Source organism: Edaphobacter bradus (genome assembly GCF_025685645.1).
Taxonomy (GTDB): Bacteria; Acidobacteriota; Terriglobia; order Terriglobales; family Acidobacteriaceae; genus Edaphobacter; species Edaphobacter bradus.
Window position 1 is genome coordinate 452,982 of the sequence record NZ_JAGSYF010000001.1, and the last position, 19,823, is coordinate 472,804.

At 55.2% G+C, this 19,823-nt stretch carries 16 protein-coding genes; 9 read left to right on the forward strand and 7 right to left on the reverse strand.

Annotated elements, in window-relative coordinates; all coding sequences use genetic code 11:
- Positions 1–31: 31 nt before the first annotated feature.
- The 3 genes from OHL16_RS01890 (at position 32) to OHL16_RS01900 (ending at position 3,208) form a co-directional block, all read left to right on the forward strand.
- Positions 32–718 (forward strand): response regulator transcription factor, encoded by a 687-nt coding sequence (locus tag OHL16_RS01890; protein WP_263365380.1) that lies wholly within the window; start codon positions 32–34, stop codon positions 716–718.
- On the forward strand, positions 715–2,112 hold the full coding sequence (locus OHL16_RS01895; RefSeq protein WP_263365381.1) for a sensor histidine kinase: 1,398 nt from the start codon (positions 715–717) through the stop codon (positions 2,110–2,112). The genes OHL16_RS01890 and OHL16_RS01895 overlap by 4 nt, the downstream gene beginning before the upstream one ends.
- A 112-nt stretch (positions 2,113–2,224) precedes the next feature.
- On the forward strand, positions 2,225–3,208 hold the full coding sequence (locus tag OHL16_RS01900; RefSeq protein WP_317891017.1) for a YncE family protein: 984 nt from the start codon (positions 2,225–2,227) through the stop codon (positions 3,206–3,208).
- Between the two features lie 62 nt (positions 3,209–3,270).
- Here the strand turns inward: OHL16_RS01900 and OHL16_RS01905 are convergent, their stop codons facing one another.
- The 3 genes from OHL16_RS01905 to OHL16_RS01915 form a co-directional block, all read right to left on the reverse strand.
- The gene (locus OHL16_RS01905; protein WP_263365383.1) at positions 3,271–6,390 is read right to left on the reverse strand and encodes an efflux RND transporter permease subunit; all 3,120 of its coding nucleotides are present in this window, start codon (positions 6,388–6,390) and stop codon (positions 3,271–3,273) included.
- Positions 6,390–7,541 carry an efflux RND transporter periplasmic adaptor subunit gene (locus tag OHL16_RS01910; RefSeq protein WP_263365384.1) on the reverse strand — a complete coding sequence of 384 codons (1,152 nt, stop codon included), beginning with the start codon at positions 7,539–7,541 and terminating at the stop codon, positions 6,390–6,392. The genes OHL16_RS01905 and OHL16_RS01910 overlap by 1 nt, the downstream gene beginning before the upstream one ends.
- 128 nt (positions 7,542–7,669) lie before the next feature.
- The gene (locus tag OHL16_RS01915) at positions 7,670–9,022 is read right to left on the reverse strand and encodes a TolC family protein (protein WP_396127145.1); all 1,353 of its coding nucleotides are present in this window, start codon (positions 9,020–9,022) and stop codon (positions 7,670–7,672) included.
- Positions 9,023–9,399: 377 nt separating this feature from the next.
- Here OHL16_RS01915 and OHL16_RS01920 point away from each other — a divergent pair, with 377 nt between their 5' ends.
- The 4 genes from OHL16_RS01920 (at position 9,400) to OHL16_RS01935 (ending at position 14,239) form a co-directional block, all read left to right on the forward strand.
- Positions 9,400–9,693 carry a hypothetical protein gene (locus OHL16_RS01920; protein WP_263365385.1) on the forward strand — a complete coding sequence of 98 codons (294 nt, stop codon included), beginning with the start codon at positions 9,400–9,402 and terminating at the stop codon, positions 9,691–9,693.
- A gap of 513 nt (positions 9,694–10,206) precedes the next feature.
- Positions 10,207–12,834 (forward strand): histidine kinase, encoded by a 2,628-nt coding sequence (locus tag OHL16_RS01925; RefSeq protein ID WP_263365386.1) that lies wholly within the window; start codon positions 10,207–10,209, stop codon positions 12,832–12,834.
- A gap of 23 nt (positions 12,835–12,857) precedes the next feature.
- Positions 12,858–13,514 (forward strand): response regulator, encoded by a 657-nt coding sequence (locus tag OHL16_RS01930; RefSeq protein WP_263365387.1) that lies wholly within the window; start codon positions 12,858–12,860, stop codon positions 13,512–13,514.
- A gap of 329 nt (positions 13,515–13,843) precedes the next feature.
- A complete protein-coding gene (locus tag OHL16_RS01935) occupies positions 13,844–14,239 on the forward strand; it encodes a response regulator (protein WP_263365388.1) in 396 nt (131 codons plus the stop codon).
- A gap of 190 nt (positions 14,240–14,429) precedes the next feature.
- Here OHL16_RS01935 and OHL16_RS01940 read toward each other — a convergent pair whose 3' ends face one another.
- The 3 genes from OHL16_RS01940 to OHL16_RS01950 form a co-directional block, all read right to left on the reverse strand.
- Positions 14,430–16,115 carry a mechanosensitive ion channel family protein gene (locus tag OHL16_RS01940; RefSeq protein WP_263365389.1) on the reverse strand — a complete coding sequence of 562 codons (1,686 nt, stop codon included), beginning with the start codon at positions 16,113–16,115 and terminating at the stop codon, positions 14,430–14,432.
- Between the two features lie 468 nt (positions 16,116–16,583).
- Complete coding sequence (locus tag OHL16_RS01945) at positions 16,584–17,174, reverse strand: hypothetical protein (protein ID WP_263365390.1); 591 nt, start codon at positions 17,172–17,174, stop codon at positions 16,584–16,586.
- A 179-nt stretch (positions 17,175–17,353) separates the two neighbouring features.
- Positions 17,354–18,037 carry a class D sortase gene (locus OHL16_RS01950; RefSeq protein WP_263365391.1) on the reverse strand — a complete coding sequence of 228 codons (684 nt, stop codon included), beginning with the start codon at positions 18,035–18,037 and terminating at the stop codon, positions 17,354–17,356.
- A gap of 589 nt (positions 18,038–18,626) precedes the next feature.
- On the opposite strand from OHL16_RS01950, the gene OHL16_RS01955 reads away from it, so the two are divergent.
- Positions 18,627–18,788: a hypothetical protein gene (locus OHL16_RS01955; RefSeq protein ID WP_263365392.1), complete on the forward strand. Its 162-nt coding sequence runs from the start codon at positions 18,627–18,629 to the stop codon at positions 18,786–18,788.
- Between the two features lie 10 nt (positions 18,789–18,798).
- On the forward strand, positions 18,799–18,945 hold the full coding sequence (locus tag OHL16_RS20160) for a DUF2252 family protein (protein ID WP_396127146.1): 147 nt from the start codon (positions 18,799–18,801) through the stop codon (positions 18,943–18,945).
- Between the two features lie 51 nt (positions 18,946–18,996).
- Here the strand turns inward: OHL16_RS20160 and OHL16_RS01960 are convergent, their stop codons facing one another.
- Positions 18,997–19,641 (reverse strand): lipid-binding SYLF domain-containing protein, encoded by a 645-nt coding sequence (locus tag OHL16_RS01960; protein WP_263365393.1) that lies wholly within the window; start codon positions 19,639–19,641, stop codon positions 18,997–18,999.
- Positions 19,642–19,823: the final 182 nt, after the last annotated feature.

Genomic DNA, 19,823 nt, shown 5'->3' on the forward strand with positions numbered 1-19,823 from the left:
ACGAGATAAGATCTGCAGCGCGGGACGAGTGATGCGGGTATTAGTAGTAGAAGATGAGATAAGGTTGGCGGCAAACGTCGCACAGGCGCTACGCGAGGGGCCTGGTTTTGCAGTTGATCTTGCACACGATGGCGAAGAGGCTTTGTTGGTGTGTTCGAGCCACCCGTACGATCTCATCCTGCTCGACCTGATGATCCCTCGCATTGATGGTGGCGAGGTGGTTCGAAGGTTGCGAGCGCAACAGATTCATACGCCGATCCTTGTGCTTACCGCGAAATCTGAGACTCAATCGACGATTGATCTGTTGAACCTGGGTGCAGACGACTATATGACGAAGCCGTTTGACCTCGGAGAATTGATTGCACGAGTCCGAGCGCTGATTCGGCGAGGCAAGGGAACAGCGCAAAGTGTGCTCACCTTTGGCGTGCTGACGTTAAATACTGCGGAGCAGACGGTGACGAGCGGGGGAGAACTGGTCGACCTGTCTCCCACGGAGTACCGGATCCTCGAATATCTGCTTCATCGTCCGCGCCTGATCGTGTCGAAACGCGAGTTGCTTGAGCACCTGTACGACTTTACTTGGGAACACCATTCCAACGTCATTGAAGCCCATGTCTCGAACCTTCGACGGAAGCTGAGATTGACGACAGAGACGATCGTGCTGGAGACGTTTCGAGGGCGCGGCTACCGGCTTGCGGCCCCGGAGTCTGTGCTATGAAGATGCGTTCGCTGACCCGACAGGCGGTACTCAGTGTTCTAGTTGTGGAGTTGGTGTGCGCGATCGCTCTCACGGGCGCTGCGCTGCTCCACGAACGTCATACGCAGGTGCGTGCTTTTGACGTGATGCTGAAGGGAAGATCGGATTCCCTGCTTGGGGCGATTCAGGACGCAGAAGATCCTGAGGACAACGTGACGATTGATCCAACGGAACTCACTGTCCCGAAGGAGGATGTTTACGCCGTCTACAATCAGGGTGGACGGATGCTCGGCGCATCAGGGAATGCTCCTGCAGAGATCATCGAACGGCGAGGAGGCGGGACATCCGTGCGCCGCGCGAACGGCAGGAGCTATCGTGTGCTACAGCGTGACGGCATTCGTGTGATCGATCGTGCTGATTATGGAGGCGTTGGGCTGCGGCGGCCCGTAACTATCGTGTATGCCGCGCCGGACCACAACCTTTGGCATCATGTCTACGAAGCCGTGCGGTTCTATGTTTTCGTGAGCGCACTTCTTATCTTCGGGACTGCGATTGCGATGATCGTGCTGCTCAGGAGAGTGCTGCGCCCGATCGATGAATTGGCGCTTGAGGCAAGCACCGTGTCAGCGCGTTCGCTGCAGTTCACCGCCCCTGAGTCGGCGAGTGGTATCCGGGAACTGCGCCCGCTGGCAGATGCGTTGACACGAGCCATGGAAGGGCTGAAGAGGTCGTTCGACCAGCAGCACCGTTTTGTGGGAGATGCGGCCCACGAACTGAAGACGGCGGTCGCGGTTGTGCGCTCTTCCATCCAGTTGTTGATGCTGCGTCCTCGAGAGACAGGCGAGTACGTCGACGGCCTGCAGGCCCTTTTGAAAGACAATACCCGCGTGGAGGAACTCGTCACTCGAATGCTGACGCTTGCGCGTCTTGAAGAGCGGGGAAGCACAGAAGGAGCGCGCGCTGACTTATGCGAGGTTGCGGATCGGGTGATTCATGGGACGCAATCGCTTGCGGACAGTGAATTGATCGAGATTCAATCGGTCTGCTCCTCGAGTGTCGTGGTTCCGGTTCCCGCGGAGGATCTGGAGATACTCATTTCGAATCTTCTGGTGAACGCGATCCAACACAGCAAACCTGGTTCGGAGGTTCTTGTGAGTTCTGAAGAGAGCGATGGCCGGGCGATTTTCAGGGTGAAGGACAAGGGGGAAGGAATCTCGCCATCAGCTCTTCCGCATCTCTTTGAACGGTTTTTCCGGGAAGACAGCTCTCGATCGAGGCAAACGGGAGGGGCAGGCCTTGGCCTTGCGATATGTAAGACGATTGTCGATGCCGCTTCCGGAACAATATCGCTGGAAAGCACTCCTGGTACCGGTACCACCGTGATTGTGAGTCTCCCGCTGGCGGCGGATGCTTAATGCTGAATTAATGTCCGTGAGAAAGACTTCTTCCGACACTTAATGTGTGATATCACCTCAGAGGACCGTCATGTTCAGAGTGGGCTTTAGAAGGTATGCATGTGCAGCGACTGTGATTGTTGCTACAGCTGCTGCATCTGCTCAAACGCAGTATCGAATCGTTGATCACTGGAAGGTCGGTGGCACGGGCGGATGGGATTACGTTGTCGCCGATTCTGCGGCGCATTTGCTCTATGTGACTCACGGGCCTCGCGTGGAGGTGCTCGACACAACGACTGGCAAGTCAGTAGCGGCGATCACGGGCTTGAAGGGGACTCACGGAGTTGCCTTGGACTCCGAAGGCAAGCTGGGTTATATCTCGGACGGCGCGAGCAATGAGGTTGTTATCTTCGACCGGAAGAGCTTTGCAAAGGTCGGGTCTGTGGCGACGGGCACGAATCCAGATGGCATATTGTATGAGCCAAGCACGAAGACGGTGTGGGCGTTCAATGGCCGTAGCAACAACGCGACCGTGATTGACGCCGCGAGCGGCAAGGCGATGAGCACAATTGCGCTGCCTGGGAAGCCAGAGTTCCCGCAGGCAGACGGCAAAGGGCATGTGTTCGTGAACATTGAGGATAAGAACAGCATCGTACACCTGGATGCTTCGAAGAAGACGATCTCGTCTGTTTGGCCGCTGGAAAACTGCGAATCACCGTCAGGGTTGGCTCTGGACAATGAGCATCACCGCCTCTTTGCGGTCTGTGATGGGAAAAAGATGGCTGTGGTCGATGCAGTGAGTGGCAAGCAGCTCGCGTCGCCTGCTATTGGCGATGGGCCGGATGCAGCAGGGTACAGCGCGCTTCATCAACTCGCCTTCAGCTCCAATGGTGACGGCACGCTTTCTGTGATTGACGCCGCGAATGGATACAAGCCGTTGCAGACGGTTGGGACGCAGAAAGGTGCGCGCACTATGGCGTACGATGATGCAGTCGATCGGGTGTACCTGGTGACAGCGGAGTTTGGACCGCGTCCAGCGCCGACGCCGCAGAGCCCGCGTCCACGCCCTGCGGTGCTGGCAGATACGTTCACCGTTATCGTCGTCGGACGTAAGTAAGAGCCGAGAGTCAAACGCCGAAAGCCCGCGCATCTGCGCAGGCTCTCGGCGTTTGCAGCCCTTTATGCCAGTACCGTATGGCAGCTTCGCTGCTTGGTGAGAATGTAGTACACGACGGGCGTCACGATCAGGCTTAGCACCATGGAGATGACAAGGCCTCCAATTACCGCAATGGCGAGTGGTTGCAGCATCTGTGAGCCTGCGCCAATCGCGAACGCCAGCGGGAGCATGCCGCTGATGGCTGCGGTAGCAGTCATCAGGATGGGACGGAGGCGGCGCTGCGCTGCGTGCACCATCGCGTCGTAAGCGGACATGCCTTCACGGCGGTATCGTTCATCCGCATCGAGCAGCAGGATTCCGTTCTTCGCCACGATACCAATGACCATAATGACGCCCATGAATGACGCTACGTTGAATGTCGTACCTGTAATAAGGAGGGCCATAACGACACCGGCAATCGACATGACGGATGATGTAAGGATTGCGGCAGGTGCGAAGAAGTTGCGGAACTCCACGAGCAGGACGCCGAAGACAAGAGTCAGCGAAAGCAGCAGAACCCGGAGAAGTTCCCGGAAGGACTTCTGCTGCTCCTGATAGGTTCCACCATACTCGATTCTGACGGTCGGAGGCAGATGCATCCCACTGACAACGCGTTGAACCTTCGCGATGGCGGTGCCGAGATCTGAGCCCTCGAGTCGAGCGGTTACGACGACAATCTGTTGGAGGTTCTCTCTGCGAATCTCGTTCTGCGGCGGCAGTTGTTGAATCTGCGCCAGCGCTCCCAGAGTAGCCGTTTTGCCTGTTGCGCTATTAAAGACTGTGTTCTGAATTGAATCGAGCGACTGACGTGTCTCGTCTCCGAGCCGCACACGTACGGTATAGGGTCGTCCGTTTGCAATCAGAGGATCGGTTGTCGTGACTCCATCAAGAATAGAGGTCGCGTCTTCCGCGATCTCTGTTGGTGTAAAACCCATTCTTGATGCGACTGAGGGATCTATTTGAAAGGTTGTCGCTGGGCCGCTAATCGTGTTGTCGATGCCGTTCTGTACATCGACGACACCGCCGATTTTGCTGATGGCGTTTGCAATACGAGGGCCAAGCTCCGCCAGCGAGGCGGGGTTATTTGAAAAGACTTTAAGCTGAATCGGCTCTGGCGCGTTTGATAGATCGCCGATCATGTCCTGTAGTACCTGGGTGAACTCGATGTCGAGCTCGGGCTCAGTTTTCTTGATCTCCGCTCGTGCATCGGCGATGACTTCATCGATACCGCGACTGCGCTTGTTCTTGAGCCGGACAGTGATGTCACCGGTGTTCGCTTCGGTGACAGTCGCGAGGCCCATCTGCAGGCCCGTCCTGCGCGAGGTGCTCTCCACTTCAGGAATTTCGTGCAGAATCTGGTCGACACGAGTGAGTACGCGGTTGGTCTCTGTCAAAGAGCTGCCGGCGGGCATGATGTAGTCGAGAATGAAGCCGCCCTCATCCATCTCGGGGAGGAGGTCGGATCCAAGGCCCTGATAGGCGAAGAAGGATGCAAAAACAAGAGCACCGCACATGCCCAAAAGCATCCACGGTCTTCGCAAGGCCCAGGCGAGACCAGCGCTATGCCAGCGTAATACGAGAGTCATGATGCGGCCATGTTCATGTTCCGCCGTGGATTCGTCGTGGGAGAGGGAGGCATGCTTCTCTTTCAGCAGAGAGAGGCTCAAACCGGGAGTCCAGGTCAACGCGAGCAGCAATGACGTGAGCAGGGCAGTGGTCATGGTGACGGCGAGGGCGCGAAAGAAGCTGCCTGTGACGCCAGTTACTGTGATCAGTGGCAGGAAGACAACGACCGGTGTGATGGTCGATCCGATCAACGGAACGGTAATCTCACGCAGGGCCAATCGCGCTGCCTCGGCGCGGCTCTCGCCAGAGTCGCGGTGCAGCACGATGTTTTCGACCACGACGATCGCGTCGTCGATGACCAGGCCGATCGCTGCTGCGAGGCCGCCAAGCGTCATGAGGTTGAAGCTTTCGCCGATGATCCAGAGGAACAGAATCGTAATCGCAATAGTAACGGGAATGACCAGGCCGGCGACGAGTGCGGAGCTCCAATCACTCAAAAACAAGAACATGATGATGCAGGCGAGCAGCAGGCCGATGAAGATCGCGTCACGAACGCTGCGGATGCTTTCACGTACAAGCTCAGACTGGTCGTAATACGGCTCGAAGCGCACACCGTTGGGCAGAGTCTTCTTGAGATGTTGCACTTCGGCGAAGACGGCATCGGCTACCGCAACGGTATTGCTCGATGGCTGGCGAGTGATGTTCAGCAACACGCCCGGCTTTCCTTCGGCCGTGACGGTGGTATACACAGGCATCACACCAGGTTGCACAGTTGCAACGTCGGAGACTCGAACAGGAGCACCATTTGGGGTCGTCTTGACGACGAGGCGGGCGAGTTGGTCTGCATCGTGCACCTGCGCTCCGACCAGCCCGAGGATCAGTTGATGATTGGCCTCATAGAGCCCAGGCGAGTCGATGATATTGGAAGCCTGAACCGCGTTGACCAAGTCGAGGATCGTCACGCCGGCGCTCTGCATCCGCGCAAGATTCGGTACGAGATGAAACTCCGGAACCTTGCCGCCCTGGACGGTTACCGTGCTAACACCTCCCACGCGGTTCAGTAGTGGCTTGAGGTCGTAGGTTGCCAGCTCCCAAAGCTGCGTCTGTGAGAGTGTGTCCGAGGTAAGGCTGTAGCCAAGAATAGGGAAGGTGGCGAAGGTGAGGCGGTTGGTCGTGACAGCCGCCGTGGCTGGCAGCTCCTGCCTGATCTTGCTCAATGCGGCGTCTACCAACTGTAACGTGTGGAACATGTCGGCGTTCCAGTCGAAGAAGAGGCTTACCTCGGCGGAGCCACGGCTTGTTGTTGAGCGAACCGTCAGCAGACCAGGCACGGCATTGACTGCGTCTTCAATTGGCTTGGTAATCAGGACCTGCATCTGTTCAACGGGCATGACTCCGTTGTCAACGCCGATGACGACGCGCGGAAAGTTCGTCTCCGGAAAGACGGAGATGGGGACCTGACGCGACGCGTAGATGCCCGCCAATGAGAGGACCACCAGAAAGAAGAAGATCGCTCCGCGGAAACGGACGAGCCAGAATGTCTTCGTTGTTTGAGTAACGCGTTCGGTGATCAGCATTACTTTGCATCCTCTTCGGCAGCGCCGACCTTTACTTTGGTACCTTCGTCCAGTCCGTATGCTCCTGAGACGATGACGGTATCGTCATTAGACACTCCAGTGACGACCTGCACGTCATCACCGTCGTTGATTCCAAGAGAGACAGGCTTGCGATGGGCTGCTCCATCCCCACCGACAATCATTACGTATTTGCCGCCATCCTGTGCTGTAAGAATGGAGGTCATGGGGAGCTTAAGAGTCTTTGGAACTGTTCTGCCGGTGATCGATGCGTGAACGGGCGTTCCAGCCTTATACAGGCCCGCTTTGTTATCGACTTTCAGCCAGACTTCCACTGTCGTGCTGCCGGGATCAAGTGCAGGGCTGATAAGGAAGACCTTTGATGCGACGGGCTCATTCACTCCGGGAATGTTGATCTCCGCGTCGTCACCGACTTTGAGTTGTTGCGCGATTCCCTGGGCGAGATGAACCTTCGCGAGGAGGTTAGAGGTATCCATCACAGTCAGAAGGGTACTGCCTGAAGCTACTGTCTCTCCGGGGAAGAGGGGGCGATCTGTCACCACGCCGTTGATCGGACTGTGGATCCTTGAGTAAGAGACTTGCGCCTCCGCGTTAAGAAACTTTCCTTTGGCGGAGGTGAGTTGTCCTTGTGCCTGATTCAGCGCAGCCTCGCGGCTTACGTTCTGCAGAGAATTGAGGTGGTTGACTGCCACATCATAGGCTGCTTTTGCCTGTACGAGTGCGGCGGCGGCGGTGTCGTAGTCCCGACCGGGAATTGCGCCCTCAGTGTAAAGTTTTTTCCTTGCGGTTGCGATGGATTCACTCAACTGAACCTGTGCCTTTGCCTGCGCGACATCAAGCTGTGCCTTGGCGAAGTCTTCGGGAACCTGGGCCTTGGTCTGAGTATTAAACGACGCTTGCGCCGCTTCGTATTGGCCTTGATTATCCAGCGCGGTGGCTGTGAGATCGCTGCTCTCGAGTTCAGCCAGCAGCTGTCCCTCTTTTACGTGCGACCCGCGCTGAACATAGAACTTCCGAATAGGCGCTGTGATCTTGGGGGAGATGGCAGCCTGAGCGAACGGCGACAGAGTAGCGTCGGTCACGATGTGCTCAGCGATAGCGCCGGACTCGGGCTTCTGGGCCTGTACGGTCACCAGGGTTGTGGCTTCCGTGTCAGCGTGTTTGCAGCCGATCGCGAGAGGGAAGAGGCACGTACCACAGAGGAATAATGCGCTGATTCGAGGCCGACGAGCTTGGATGAGGGTAGGGTTCATATGTTTTCTCACAAGTTGCCCGAGAGTAGTTTGAGATTGGAGAGTGCGGCGTTATAACGTACCATTCCATCCGCCTGAGCGACCTGAGCGGAGATCAATGAGCTCTGTGCATCAACGACCTCGAGTGCAGTCGCTTCGCCGGCGGTGTACCGGAGGTTTGTCAGGCGAAGGCTTTCGGTTGCTGTCCGAACGCTCTGGTCGAGCAAGTCGAGTTGTTCGCGCGCGGTGGCTGCTTCTGAGTAGGACTCATCCAGGGTGGCGATCAGTCTGCGCTGGGCTGAGGTCAACATTACGTGCGCTGCCTGGTTCCGAATCTTACTCTGCTTGATCCGCTTCTGCGTCGAGAACCAGTCCCACACCGGAATATCGATTGTGCCAGAGATGGAGTAGCCGAGGTTGTTTATGCCGTCAGGTCCTCGCTTGGCAAACTGCGGTGCGTCAATACCGTATGTGAAGTTGAGCGCGAGATCCGGGAGGTACGCTGCCTTTGCGCCGAGCACTTCAGCGTCGCTCTGTTGCAGAGATGCGAGCGCGCTCTTGACTTCGGGGTTGTTTGTTGATGCGACTGCATTGACTTCCTCTCGCGTGGGCATGGGGGCGAGTTGGTCGGGGGGCAGCGTCGTATATGGAGTTCGCGGGTCTGGGAAGAGAAGTACGGCGAGCTCGAGGCGAGCTTTTTCGGCAGCGACGCGGCCGTCGAGGAGATCTCGCAGTCTCTGCTGCTGCTGCAGCTGGGCCTTCACAACATCGGCGTGTGCCACCTCGCGTGCGGCCTCTCGCTTTTGGGTCTGGTCTGTGAAGGATTGTGACTCACGCAGAGCCTCTTCGAACAGAGTTTGCCTTTTGTCGGTACTCTGAACGGAGTAATAGAGATTGACGACCGCTCCGACCAATCCTCTGCGTGACAATTCGAGCTCGGCGTCAGCGCGTGCGGATTTTGCTGCCGCAGCGCGGACGTCGGCAACCTGCTTGACGCTCAGGGTCTCATTGATGGAAGCCTGACTTATGTATTCGTGAACCGTGTTGTTCGCTATAAAGACGGGAGAGGACTGATTGTTGATCACCCCACCATTCGGCTGCGTATAAAGCAGCTGATTGTGGTAGGTGACGGACGGAAGCATAGCGGCTTTGGTCAGATAGCGGTCGATTGTGGCGGAACGCTGCTCTGCCAATGCGGTCACGAAAACGGGCTCATTCTGTTGGGCCCGGCGGATTGCTTCAGCAAGGGTGATGCTAATGGGTTGCGATGCAGGCTCTGTGTTACCGGGTGTGGCTTGCGCATTTCCAATCGCGGAGGATATGCAGCAGAGCGCGCACGAGATAACGCTGAGCGACTGTATCCCTTTCCTCAGAGTGACCATGAAGAAGAGACTAGGGAGCAAACCTTAATATTTTCTGAAGCAGAGAGAAGAATTTTGGTGGAGGAGTTGAACCAGACATCATATTGAAAACAAGCAACTTAATGATCCATGTCTAGTTTGATGCCTCTTTCGATGTTCCACTTGTTGCTACAATACACCTCCTTCGACGCTTCCGAGATCGAGATACGTGAGGTCAACGGTTGCTGGTCACTTTACGGAATAGCCGCGTGCGTCCATGCACGCCGAGAACGCCCTTTGAAAGGTCTCGATTCCTTCTTGGCTTGCACGATCTTGTTTCTGGTTAGCGTAATGTTGTCCATCGGACTGGAGGTGACGGTCTCAGAGCTGTGTCAAGTGTCCACAACAGACGGCTCCTGATGAACGCGCTTATCGGGAATTTTGTCTTGGTCCCGTTGCTGGGCATTCTCATCGCCTGGATCATTCCCCTGCCTTTGAACATCGAGGAGGGGCTGCTGCTTCTTGCTGCCTTGCTTTTTCTGCTGGCGGCCTTGTCACTTGTTCTCACTCCTCCCTTACCAGTGGCAGAGATCGCATTTTCGGAACGGTATGTTAAGGACCTACTATGTTTCACCGTCGAAAGATCATTTCTCGAATGGCAAGCTGCCTCTGAGATATGGAGTCGCAAAGAGTTCGTTCGAGGTGACATTTGAGATTTGGCGGAATGGGACGAATTCCCGGCAACGCAGCCTGCGCCTCAAAGCCGAAGGATTCTCTCATTCGAAAGGATTTGGCGCGGATATGGGGCATGGGGTTCTCATCTCCAAGGCGAAAAATGAAGCAGAGTAGTACCATCTAACTGTTTAGGGTCCAGGCTCGTGCAGATTCTGGCGCATGGAAACGATGGGGCAATCGCGCGATCTAAAGCCTGCTACATGATCCTGCTGTGAAAGTGCAGCCTGGAACATGAGGCTGTCCGAAGTAACTTGTCTACGTACCGCGAAAAGCCCCAGACGGTTCGCACCCGTCGTCAGTGACAAAAACAGGGTTATATATGCCCACTGAAATAAGTGGGGTTTGCTGTGCTGAGGAACACTGCAGCAAAGGACGACCGCTTGAAACGCTACAGACGAGCGTACCTTATGCTCGCTATGGTCGTCGCTGTGTGCTCCCTCCACCTGTCATCGGCCTCGGAGGACATGGTCTCAAAAGCTCGACGAGTCCTCGTGATCACCGAGGTCGGCCTCTCTGCTCCTGCCGTCTCCTTAGTTGACGAAGAGATCCGTGCAGCAGTGATGGAAAGATTGCCTTACGAAGTACAGTTTTACAGTGAATATCTTGAGACGACTCTGATTTTGGATAAAGGTTCTCAAAATGAGCTTCACGAATGGTATGCCCACAGATACCGCAATCACAAGCCAGACGTGATCCTTGCTCTCGGTCCATCGCCCATCAAGTTCCTCGCTAGGTCGCGGAAACAATTCTTCCCGGATACGCCTATTGTCTTTTGTGGGAGCAGCAAGGAACAAGCTGATAATCCTGTGCTCGATTCCAGGTTCACAGGCGCCTGGATGGTCTTAGAGCCGGAGAAGACAATTGAAGTGGCGCTTCGCTTGCGGCCTCGAACTCAGCACGTGGCCGTTGTCGGGGGCACGACGTCGTATGACATGCACCTCGAGAATCTAGTAAAGACGAGTCTGCGCGCCTTTCAAAGCAAGCTTGACATCATTGACCTGACACGTCTGGACATGCCATCTCTTAAGAGTCGCGTGAGGCAGCTGCCAGATAACACAATCATCCTGTACACCTCAATAGAGCGGGATTCTCAAGGGATGCATTTCTTTAACGCAACACAATCGGCTCCGATGGTAGCCGGAGCCGCAAATGCACCAACTTTCGGACTCGCCGATACGCTTCTTGGTCACGGTGTAGTAGGCGGGTATTTGAGTAGTTTTGCTGCTCAAGGCCGTGTCGCCGCCGAAGACACAATCAAGATACTGCAAGGAACAGGGCCGCAAAACATCCCCATCGTCCAAGGTACGAGTGTTTACATGTTCGATTGGCAAGCGTTGAAGCGCTGGGGGATAAGCGAGCGTAATCTGCCATTGGGCAGCGTTGTTTTATACCGTGAACCCACATTATGGGAAAAACACAAGTGGCTCGTCATACCAACGTCGTTGGTCACGTTTGTATTGACTCTGTTAAGCGGCTATCTGTTGATCGAACGAAGGCGCCGCAGGTTGGCTGAAACCGAACTAGAGCTTGAGATGAACTTCGAAAGGCTGATCTCTGAACTATCCACTTATTTTATTGATCTGCCGGCGGACAAGGTTGATTTGGGAATCGATTCAGCATTGACTCGCGTAGTCGGATCTCTGGCAATCGACAGGATTAGCATGCTTGAGTTTAAGAAGGATGGCAGGGAGCTTCAGATTACCCACAGCCGTAGCGTGCAGAGCAGTGCCATGCTGAGCTACTCCTTAAAAAGTGAAGACCTTCCGTATCTTGTGGCGAAACTATCGAAAAACGAGACACTGGTTATCTCCGATTTCGATCAGTGCATCGAGATGTCTGCCGGGGAGCGCGAATCGTTGCGGGGGCGTGGTGAACGAGCAAGCGTATTTGTCCCTCTGAAGGCCAGAGTGTCAGTACTGGGTGTTCTCGCGTTTGTAAGCCAGCGGGAACGTCAGTGGTCGGAAGAGATTGTCGAGCAGTGCAAAATGCTTGGACAAACCTTCGCGAACGCATTGGTGCGCAAGCGAGCGGACGAAGCGCTCCTGACCAGCGAACTGCTGAAAAGCGCTATTCTGGCCTCTCTCAGCAGCGACGTTGCGGTGGTCGATCGCAGCGGCAATATCCTCGGTACCAACTCGCAAGTGGAGCGGGAGGCTTGTCCGGGAATGGTCTCCGAAGCGGAGTTCCATGTAGGTGCAAACTGCCTGGAAATCTATCAGCGCATGAATGCCAGCAACCCGGTTGCCGGCGAGATCCTGACTGGAATCAATGCTGTACTGCAGGGGGAGCAGCCACAATTCGAGATCGAGTGGTCGCAGCAGTCGCCCCACGGACGGCAATGGTTCCTGACGTCCGTGACTCCTCTCAAAACCTCGGAGGGAGGAGCGGTCATCACACGCAGCGAGATCACGAACCGCAAGCAGGCTGAGGAGGAACGCCTGGAATTGAGTGGCAGGCTGATCGATCTGCAGGAGAAGGAGCGCAGCCGACTTGCCCGGGAACTGCATGATGATTTCAATCAGCGACTCGCGGTATTGGCAATAGATTTGGAAAGGGCAGCACAGACAGTTTCGGATTCACCCATTGAGGCCAGCCAGCGGCTGCATGAACTTTGGAATCGAGCCAGCGAGATCGGAGCCGATTTGCACTCCTTGTCCCATCGCCTGCACTCCTCCACGCTGGAAAGCCTCGGTTTGGTCCTTGGAGTGAGTTCTTTGTGCGGAGAGTTTGCGGAACAACATGGCATCCAAGTTGATTTCACGCATGAAAATATTCCACGTTCTGTCCCACCCGATATCGGGCTGTGCTTGTTTCGCGTCACCCAGGAAGGTCTCCGCAATATGAAACGCCACAGCGGCGTATCCAGAGCCGAAGTACGGCTCGAGGGAACGGAACAAGCGATCTGGTTGTCCATCGCAGATAAGGGAAGAGGGTTTGACTTGTCGCGGGCGAGAACCGGTCTCGGCATAAGGAGTATGCAGGAACGCTTGCGGCTGTTGGGAGGACGATTTGAAATCCGCTCGCAACCTGGAGAGGGTACAGAGATTCATGTTTTGGTTCCATTGGCGGTAAAGGCAAACCATATGAGTTATAGGGCAACCGTGACCGCAGCCCCGTGACTGCAGCACCAGGAGGATTGCATATGCAAGACTTCAACCAATCGATAGCACGCCCACGAATTCTCCTCGCAGATGACCATAAGATGGTGATAGAAGGTCTTCGATCTCTATTAGAAGAGAAAGGCCACGATGTTGTCGGGGTTGTCTCAGATGGTCGAGCGCTGGTGGCCGCCGCTCTGGACCTGAAACCAGACGTTGTTATCCTGGACGTATGTATGCCTCTCATGAATGGTTTGGACGCGGCCGAGAGGCTCAGACAATTGGTCCCAAAAGTGAAGATCGTTTTCCTAACGATGAAAGATGACCTCAATCTGGCAGCCGCCGCGCTTAGCCTGGGACCTGTAGGATACGTCCTCAAGCATTCTGCAGCATCGGAACTGTTGACTGCGATAACGGAGGTTTTGCGAGGCAAGTCCTACGTTACTCCCAGGCTCAAACCGGAGAACTGGGCAGTGCGTGAGGCCCGTGCTCTGCAATTCTCAAAGGATTTGACTCCGCGTCAGCGTGAAGTACTACAGTTGCTCGCTGAGGGGCGCCCCATGAAAGAAGTCGGCGGCATTCTTCATGTCAGTGAAAAGACAGTGATGTTCCACAAGTATCACATCATGAGGTCATACAACCTCAAAAGTAACGCTGACCTCGTGCTCTTGGCACTAAAGCAACAGCTCATTTCGGTCTGATCGACTATAAGTTCTCCTAGTGGCAGCGCGACGGATCATTCAATAACATCCATTCTTAAGAGCACGCTCCTTTGTCGGTGCGCTGAGAGCCCATGCTGCCGATTGAACAAGGCACCGGTCGTCGCCGAACGAATGCAGATGCGTCACCGGAGGAGCTGGTGGAGGGGTTGAAGTTTCACTGAGGAAAGAGTTTATGCCGAATCCGGTCGGGACTCTTCCACAGCAGATCGAGTTATCAGTGACTAGCAGGAAGATGGCGTCTGTGGTCCAGCGGAGTTTGGGATTGCCGGACAAGGCCCCAGCCAATTTCTGCAGAAGGTAGGTACGTCTTGAAGCGGCCCCGTATCTTGCTGGCCGACGATCACGGCCCGATGATAGAACGGGTCAAAGCCTTGCTGCAGCCACACTTCGAAATCATAGGGGATGTCGGTACTGGCCCGGACCTGATTTCCGAGGCTGGGCGGCTACAGCCTGACATTATAGTGCTGGACATATCCATGCCTGGACTCAGCGGGATTGAGGCGGCCCATGAGCTGCGACTGGCTGGGTCCGCAGCAAAATTCGTTTTTCTCACTGTGCACGAGAGGGTTGAATTTGTTCACGCATGCCTAACCGAAGGTGCGCTCGGTTATGTGGTCAAATCCCGAATCGCAATAGATCTTGTTCCCGCCATCGTCGATGCACTCGCAGGACGCCGATTCATTTCTCCGCCGGTTTCCCGCTAAGCGCAGTGTCGAGACAAATGCCAAGCGACGGGTTCTTAGCTCTTGGGCGCATTAACCAAAGCGGGCCGGAGATCGTAATCCCAGTGTGCTAGTACGGGGTAACTCGGTGTCCGCGTTAGAGTCCGGGCTCCGTTGTCTTTTCGGGGTTTGACGAGCACTGCGAGCCATCGTCTCGCCGTGCGTCGAGTTGTCATGGGTTCGGATTTGTGGCCAATGCCTGCGGCCTGTCTCCGTCGGAGGTAGTTGGCGCCGGAAGGCTGACAGCATGTGGCTGTACCGCCATCTGGATTCCGGCCGATTGGAGAAGCTCCATAATCTGAAGCAGAAGCTCCTCCTGAATCTGAAGGAAGTGAGGCCAACCACGAGCAAAGACGTAAGCAAAGAGCTCGACATCGAGAGAAAATGTGCCCAGACAGAGGAAGCTCACACGGAACGAATCACGCTCCACCGCGGGATTCTGAGCCAGCAGGTTCGTCACACCTTCAACGAAGGAGCGCATCTGGGAACCAGTGGTTTCTTTGTGCAGGTTCAGGTTTTGGTGGAACCAGAACTTGTCGCGCATGGTGATGTTCTCGAGGCTGGCGTTTGCTATTTGTCCGTTGGGCACGCTGACTACTGTCCGGTCAAGGGTCCGGATTCGCGTTGAACGCAGGCCAACGTCCTCCACCGCGCCGAACGCGTCTCCTATCTTCACCATGTCTCCTACCCGCACGACACGGTCGAGTATGATCGAGGTGCCCCCTATCAAATTTTCCAAGGTCTTCTGCGCGGCAAGGGCAACGGCGATACCGCCTACGCCTAGCCCAGCCAACGCCGCTGTAGGGTTCAGGCCAAAGTAGTAGAGGCCGGTGAGCACGCCGACGAAGATGGCTAGTATATCGACCATTCTGCGCCCGAGACGCAAGATCGCAGAGGCCCCCGTGTATCTGTGGCGCATGAGTCGATGGTGGATCAGCTGTTCGACCCAGCCGTTCAGAATAATGAATAGCCAAACAATAGCTGCAATTGTGATTACCGTCGCAGCGATGGACCAGAACTGCCTCTGCAGCAGCGGGAAACTGAAATGGGAGAGGGTCCAGCGTATGACGAACACCAGCACAAGGAGGCGGATCGGTCTTGGCAATACGTCCGGATCTGGCAAATCTGGTTTTTTCCGCAGACGCCGGCGTAACAGGCCGACAATATGGCTCAACACCCGGTTGAGCAGACCAGTGAGCAAGTAGAGAGAAGGCATACCCACGAATATGGCGAGCAACTGAAACAGTGGGATAGGGCCAACTTTCCTTTTCGTCAGGAATTCAGGGAGAATCTTCTCGACAGATTGGGTATTGATCTCTTTGTAGAGACCGGGGATTGAGTCGAGAGTTCCGCGCGAAAAAAGCCATAACGATCCGGCCTCTTTGCGATCCAGACGTTCAAGGAGAATTTCGACATTGCCTTCGCTGCTTGGGATGGTTCCTATCAACTCCAGGTTCGGGTGTAGTGGATCCGCCTGAGAGCCTTCAGGCCGATTGCTCAGCTGGTTGAGGTTTGCAGGCAGTCGGCGGTTTAGGACAACGAAGAGTTGGCGAGCAAGTTCTGCGGCTGGCTCGCCCTTCAGACGGGTATTCAGGTAGCGTGCTGCGGTTTCGTTGTCGTTCTTTCCCGCAGCGCTCAGGAAGCCTAGAACAGCGCCTCGAGGAGTAGTGCGTCCAAGAGTATCTTGGGGAACCTCCGGTTTGGCATTCTGTGCAGGGCTGGGAATGCCCGGTTGCGCAGGTGCGGAGTCACAACACAGAATGCCAAGCAGGAGGAGACAGGCACATAAAGAGCATCCGGTGCGGACAAAGTTTGTCCGCGGCATGCTCTTCCGCATCATCGTGCCGGTGGTGGGCATTGATTTTATTGATCCAGACGAGCTGAGCTGCCCGGTCATGCGCAGCTTGCCTTTCCTGAAGCAATGGTTCGACGCTAAGTGTAGTGATTGAGCACCATTGTCGTAAGTAAACTAGAGATTTGAATATGGCGCATCTACTAGGACTTCCACTAGTCGGTGTCAAAAGGCCGACTGGCTGTCACTTCACGGTTACAACTTCCCCAATCCGGAGTGCGACCATTCGATAGTTTCCGCTTTCTCTTGCGAAGAGCATGCGCTGAGAGTCAAGGCTCCCGCCAGACCTTAGAGTGAAGTTGTGTGTTCTGCAAATATCCCCCCTTTGGATCAATTGGCTTTGGCCGCGCGCCTGCCGGTGCCCTGGTGCTGGACGCAAGGTGCGCCAGTTTGGGCAGATTTCGTGTCACAAGATAAGCCTGCGCACAGCCCACGACTGCTGCCAAGTTGAGCCTCTTGAATTACAGTTCGTTATCAAGACCGGCTCAACCGTCGGATGCTCAGCGACACACCGGTGCAAAATATTCCCAGCAATCCAACCAACGGTAGCAGACTTCCAGTCTTGGGCAACTGCTGCGGAGCCGGCTCTGGCGCAGCCTCAGCAACTTGCGGAGCTGGATGGCGAACTACGACGACCAGGATCGGCTGATCCGGGGGAGGTGGCGGAGGAGGCATTTCGCCAGTCACGTTCTTCGCTTGTGTAACTACGTTGACCGGAGTTTCAACGACTTTAGTCGCCGAAACCCTCATGCCTTTTTTCAAGCCCCACGCATCGACCATCGTGCCGTCAATGTTGAACTTCTGGTCTTTAGGGATCCTGAATGATTGATTCGTCCCGTCTTCCAGAGTCAAAATCACGTGCGACGGCGGTTGCACTTGCCATACTTTCCCTGTGACGGTCTGTACGGTTGTAACTGTCTGAGGAGTGCTGGTTGTCGTTATGGTTCGTTCTAGCTTCATGCCTGGTTTCAGATCGTGGATTCCGAGTTGCTGGCCGCCTACCGTGATCCGGGCGCTTTCCGGTACGTTTGGAAAGTGGCGAAGCGACCCGTCCTCCATTTTCACGAATAGATCGTTCCCATCCACGAGCGCGACTGTTCCTCGCTCAACAGTCACCTGGTGTGTAGGTGATCCACTGGCCGTGGTAGTTGTTGTTTGGACTTGTGCGTGCCCCGTAACAGCAAGGGGCAAGCAAACTGCGCTCGCCACAAACAATCTGCATATGGTTGCTGATATGGTCCTTTTCATTCTGTCCTCTCCTGATGGCTGTCACTGCTGGATATAGAAATAAATTGCTTGCCGGTTCCGATGCCTGACGGCTCAGAGCCGATAAGAGACGCGTGAACGATATACCGCCGGGGGGCACTGCCGATGAAATAGAAGGGATAACAGGTAACAAGAGTCAATGAAGATATGGGGCCGGATTGCAGTACACTCACATTGTTTGGATCGACTATCTGAATCTTGTCGACTGCAAATTTTTCTGTTCTGTCTGGCATGACCAAATCCACCGTGTCCCCAGTCTGGATGTCCTTCAATCCCCGGAAGAAACCATCCCTGTGGCCGGCGATGCCGATGTTTCCATTCATTCCCACGCGAGCGGTACCTGTGATCCGTCCCACGCCGCGGTTCAACGTCAAATCGTCAGTTCCCTCAAAAACTGGTACCTCAAGATGGATCTTCGAGATGCGCAGCAGCACCTTGGGCGGATCAAAGTGCTGAGTTAAGCTCTGTTTAAATGCCGCGATTCTCTTTTCCGACCAGAGGCTAACGTCTACCCCGGAGATGGTTTGCCCATCCGACCTCTCTTCCGGCGCAGGCGCTGAACTCTGTGCTGCCTGGAAAGCCAGAACGGCCAGACGGGACGACAGTTCACCATGGATTCGGATACCGAGGTAAACAGCGAGTAGGGTAAGGCCTACCGCCAAGAAAAGCCGCTCTATTGTCCGTATAAGTGTCATTCTTCTATATGCTTCGTGTGTCAATATGCCAATCATGTACTGACCGGAAAGCCCGGCCGCGCTGAAGCACGCCTATGGTGCATTCGCGTTAAGATTATTCTCCTCAGAGCAAAGGCACCTGTGTAACTGGCAAAAGTGCTAGGGGGTGATCAGCCACACGGTACTCCCCAACGGGCTGCATGGGAATTAGTGGTGAGCTGTGTCCTTTGCGATCCTTTGCGCACTTTCCCGCAACCGCCTGTTCGTGTGAATCCAACACCCCGAGATCTCCGGGCTCTAGTGTTTTTCCTAGTTTCGCTATTTCGGGACAATTAGTTAGATAGCTAGAAAAGACTTACCCCAACACACCGGGCGGAGAAAAGTTTGCGGTCAAGACCTCAAGAAATAAGATTGGTCTGCCTCTAGGAGGCAATGATGAAGAATCATATAGGGACGCTAGGATCGCTTGGTGCGCTGGCTGCATTGGGATTTCAAGGGCAGTTCGCTCATTCGCAGGAAGAAGGCGCTCCCGGCAGCGTCCAAGTTCACATGGTCATAACGAATGAGGCAGTTCGGGATGGATATCTTCATCGACGAAAATGACATGCGGATCTCGCATGAGAATCGAAAACGCTTGCAGCGCCAAACTTTTCTGGTGCTGGCTCTGGTCACAAGGAATTTGACGCGGCAATCCGGCTCGACACTGGCAGCCACGCTCGCTCCGGGGAACCCGCAGTGATCAGCGTTATCTGGGCAAAGGCGACATTTTCGATAAAGCTATTGCGGCCTTCTCAGTCGCCTATGTCGATCAAACGGAACGCGATTATGAAACTCTCAAGAGTGCAGCACGCAAGGGGAAGCTGGAAGTCCTGATTGAGCGGGATTTAGCAGCGTGAAGCCAAGGTATCGAATCGCTGCCAAAGCCAGAATATTGGACGAATCGCAAGTCAGCCTTTGTGCTTCGGCGAATGCTTCTCGAGGACATTCACCAGGGGTTTTCCGGCGGGTGTCGTGGTGACTCCGCCCTCGCGGACGATCTGATTTGCTGTGATGTCTTTGCCATAGACGTTCTTGTTCGCGTCGTCATCGGTGTCGAGCGATGCACTGCCCAAGGACGCGCCGGCGAACAGTCCCTTGGCCCTTGAGTAGGTGAGGACATCGACTTTGGGGTCGTTGGCGCCCACTGCCTTAGCGCCAGTAGGGCCGGCAACGGCACTTGCGTCAGCACCAAGCTTCATCTTGCCGGAGAGGACCTTTTCTGCGCCGGTCTTGGTTTCGACGAGCAATACGTAGTCGGTGGAAGAGCTGCCGAGCTGCACCCCAAGACTGCCGACGTCGATCTTGTACATTGCAGGTGCGGACCAGGGGCCGGTCATGTCTGTTCCGGTCCGGCAGACAATCACTCCGCGGCCGTAAGTCCCGCCAATGCCTACTGCGATCTTCTTGACGGAGGGGAAGACGAGGACGCAGACCGATCTGTCGAGAAAGACCTGAGGAATTTCGTCTGGCTTAAGGAGGATTTGTTTCAGAACTTCGGCCGAGTCACCCAAGCGATCGTCGATCTTGTTTTGAGCAACTGCTGGCAGGGTCATCGCAAAGCTCACTAGAGCACATAATGCGGTTCGCTTCATAATAAAACCTCTCTCAGTGGTTGGTGGGGGCCTGACCACATGGCAGCAAGGTACTCCCCTCGGTTCTCAGATTTCAAGTTCAGGCTATCGGCCAATTGATGAAACTGAAACTAGCAGAATTACTAGGGAGAGGAGGGTACAAG

Excerpts from the sequence above, each read along its gene's own strand:
- OHL16_RS01895 (WP_263365381.1), top strand. The coding sequence starts at position 715 with ATGAAGATGCGTTCGCTGACCCGACAGGCGGTACTCAGTGTTCTAGTT.
- OHL16_RS01960 (WP_263365393.1), bottom strand. The coding sequence starts at position 19,641 with ATGACCCTGCCAGCAGTTGCTCAAAACAAGATCGACGATCGCTTGGGT.
- OHL16_RS01890 (WP_263365380.1), top strand. The coding sequence starts at position 32 with ATGCGGGTATTAGTAGTAGAAGATGAGATAAGGTTGGCGGCAAACGTC.
- OHL16_RS01915 (WP_396127145.1), bottom strand. The coding sequence starts at position 9,022 with ATGGTCACTCTGAGGAAAGGGATACAGTCGCTCAGCGTTATCTCGTGC.
- OHL16_RS01920 (WP_263365385.1), top strand. The coding sequence starts at position 9,400 with ATGAACGCGCTTATCGGGAATTTTGTCTTGGTCCCGTTGCTGGGCATT.
- OHL16_RS01930 (WP_263365387.1), top strand. The coding sequence starts at position 12,858 with ATGCAAGACTTCAACCAATCGATAGCACGCCCACGAATTCTCCTCGCA.
- OHL16_RS01955 (WP_263365392.1), top strand. The coding sequence starts at position 18,627 with ATGGATATCTTCATCGACGAAAATGACATGCGGATCTCGCATGAGAAT.
- OHL16_RS01940 (WP_263365389.1), bottom strand. The coding sequence starts at position 16,115 with ATGCCCACCACCGGCACGATGATGCGGAAGAGCATGCCGCGGACAAAC.
- OHL16_RS01905 (WP_263365383.1), bottom strand. The coding sequence starts at position 6,390 with ATGCTGATCACCGAACGCGTTACTCAAACAACGAAGACATTCTGGCTC.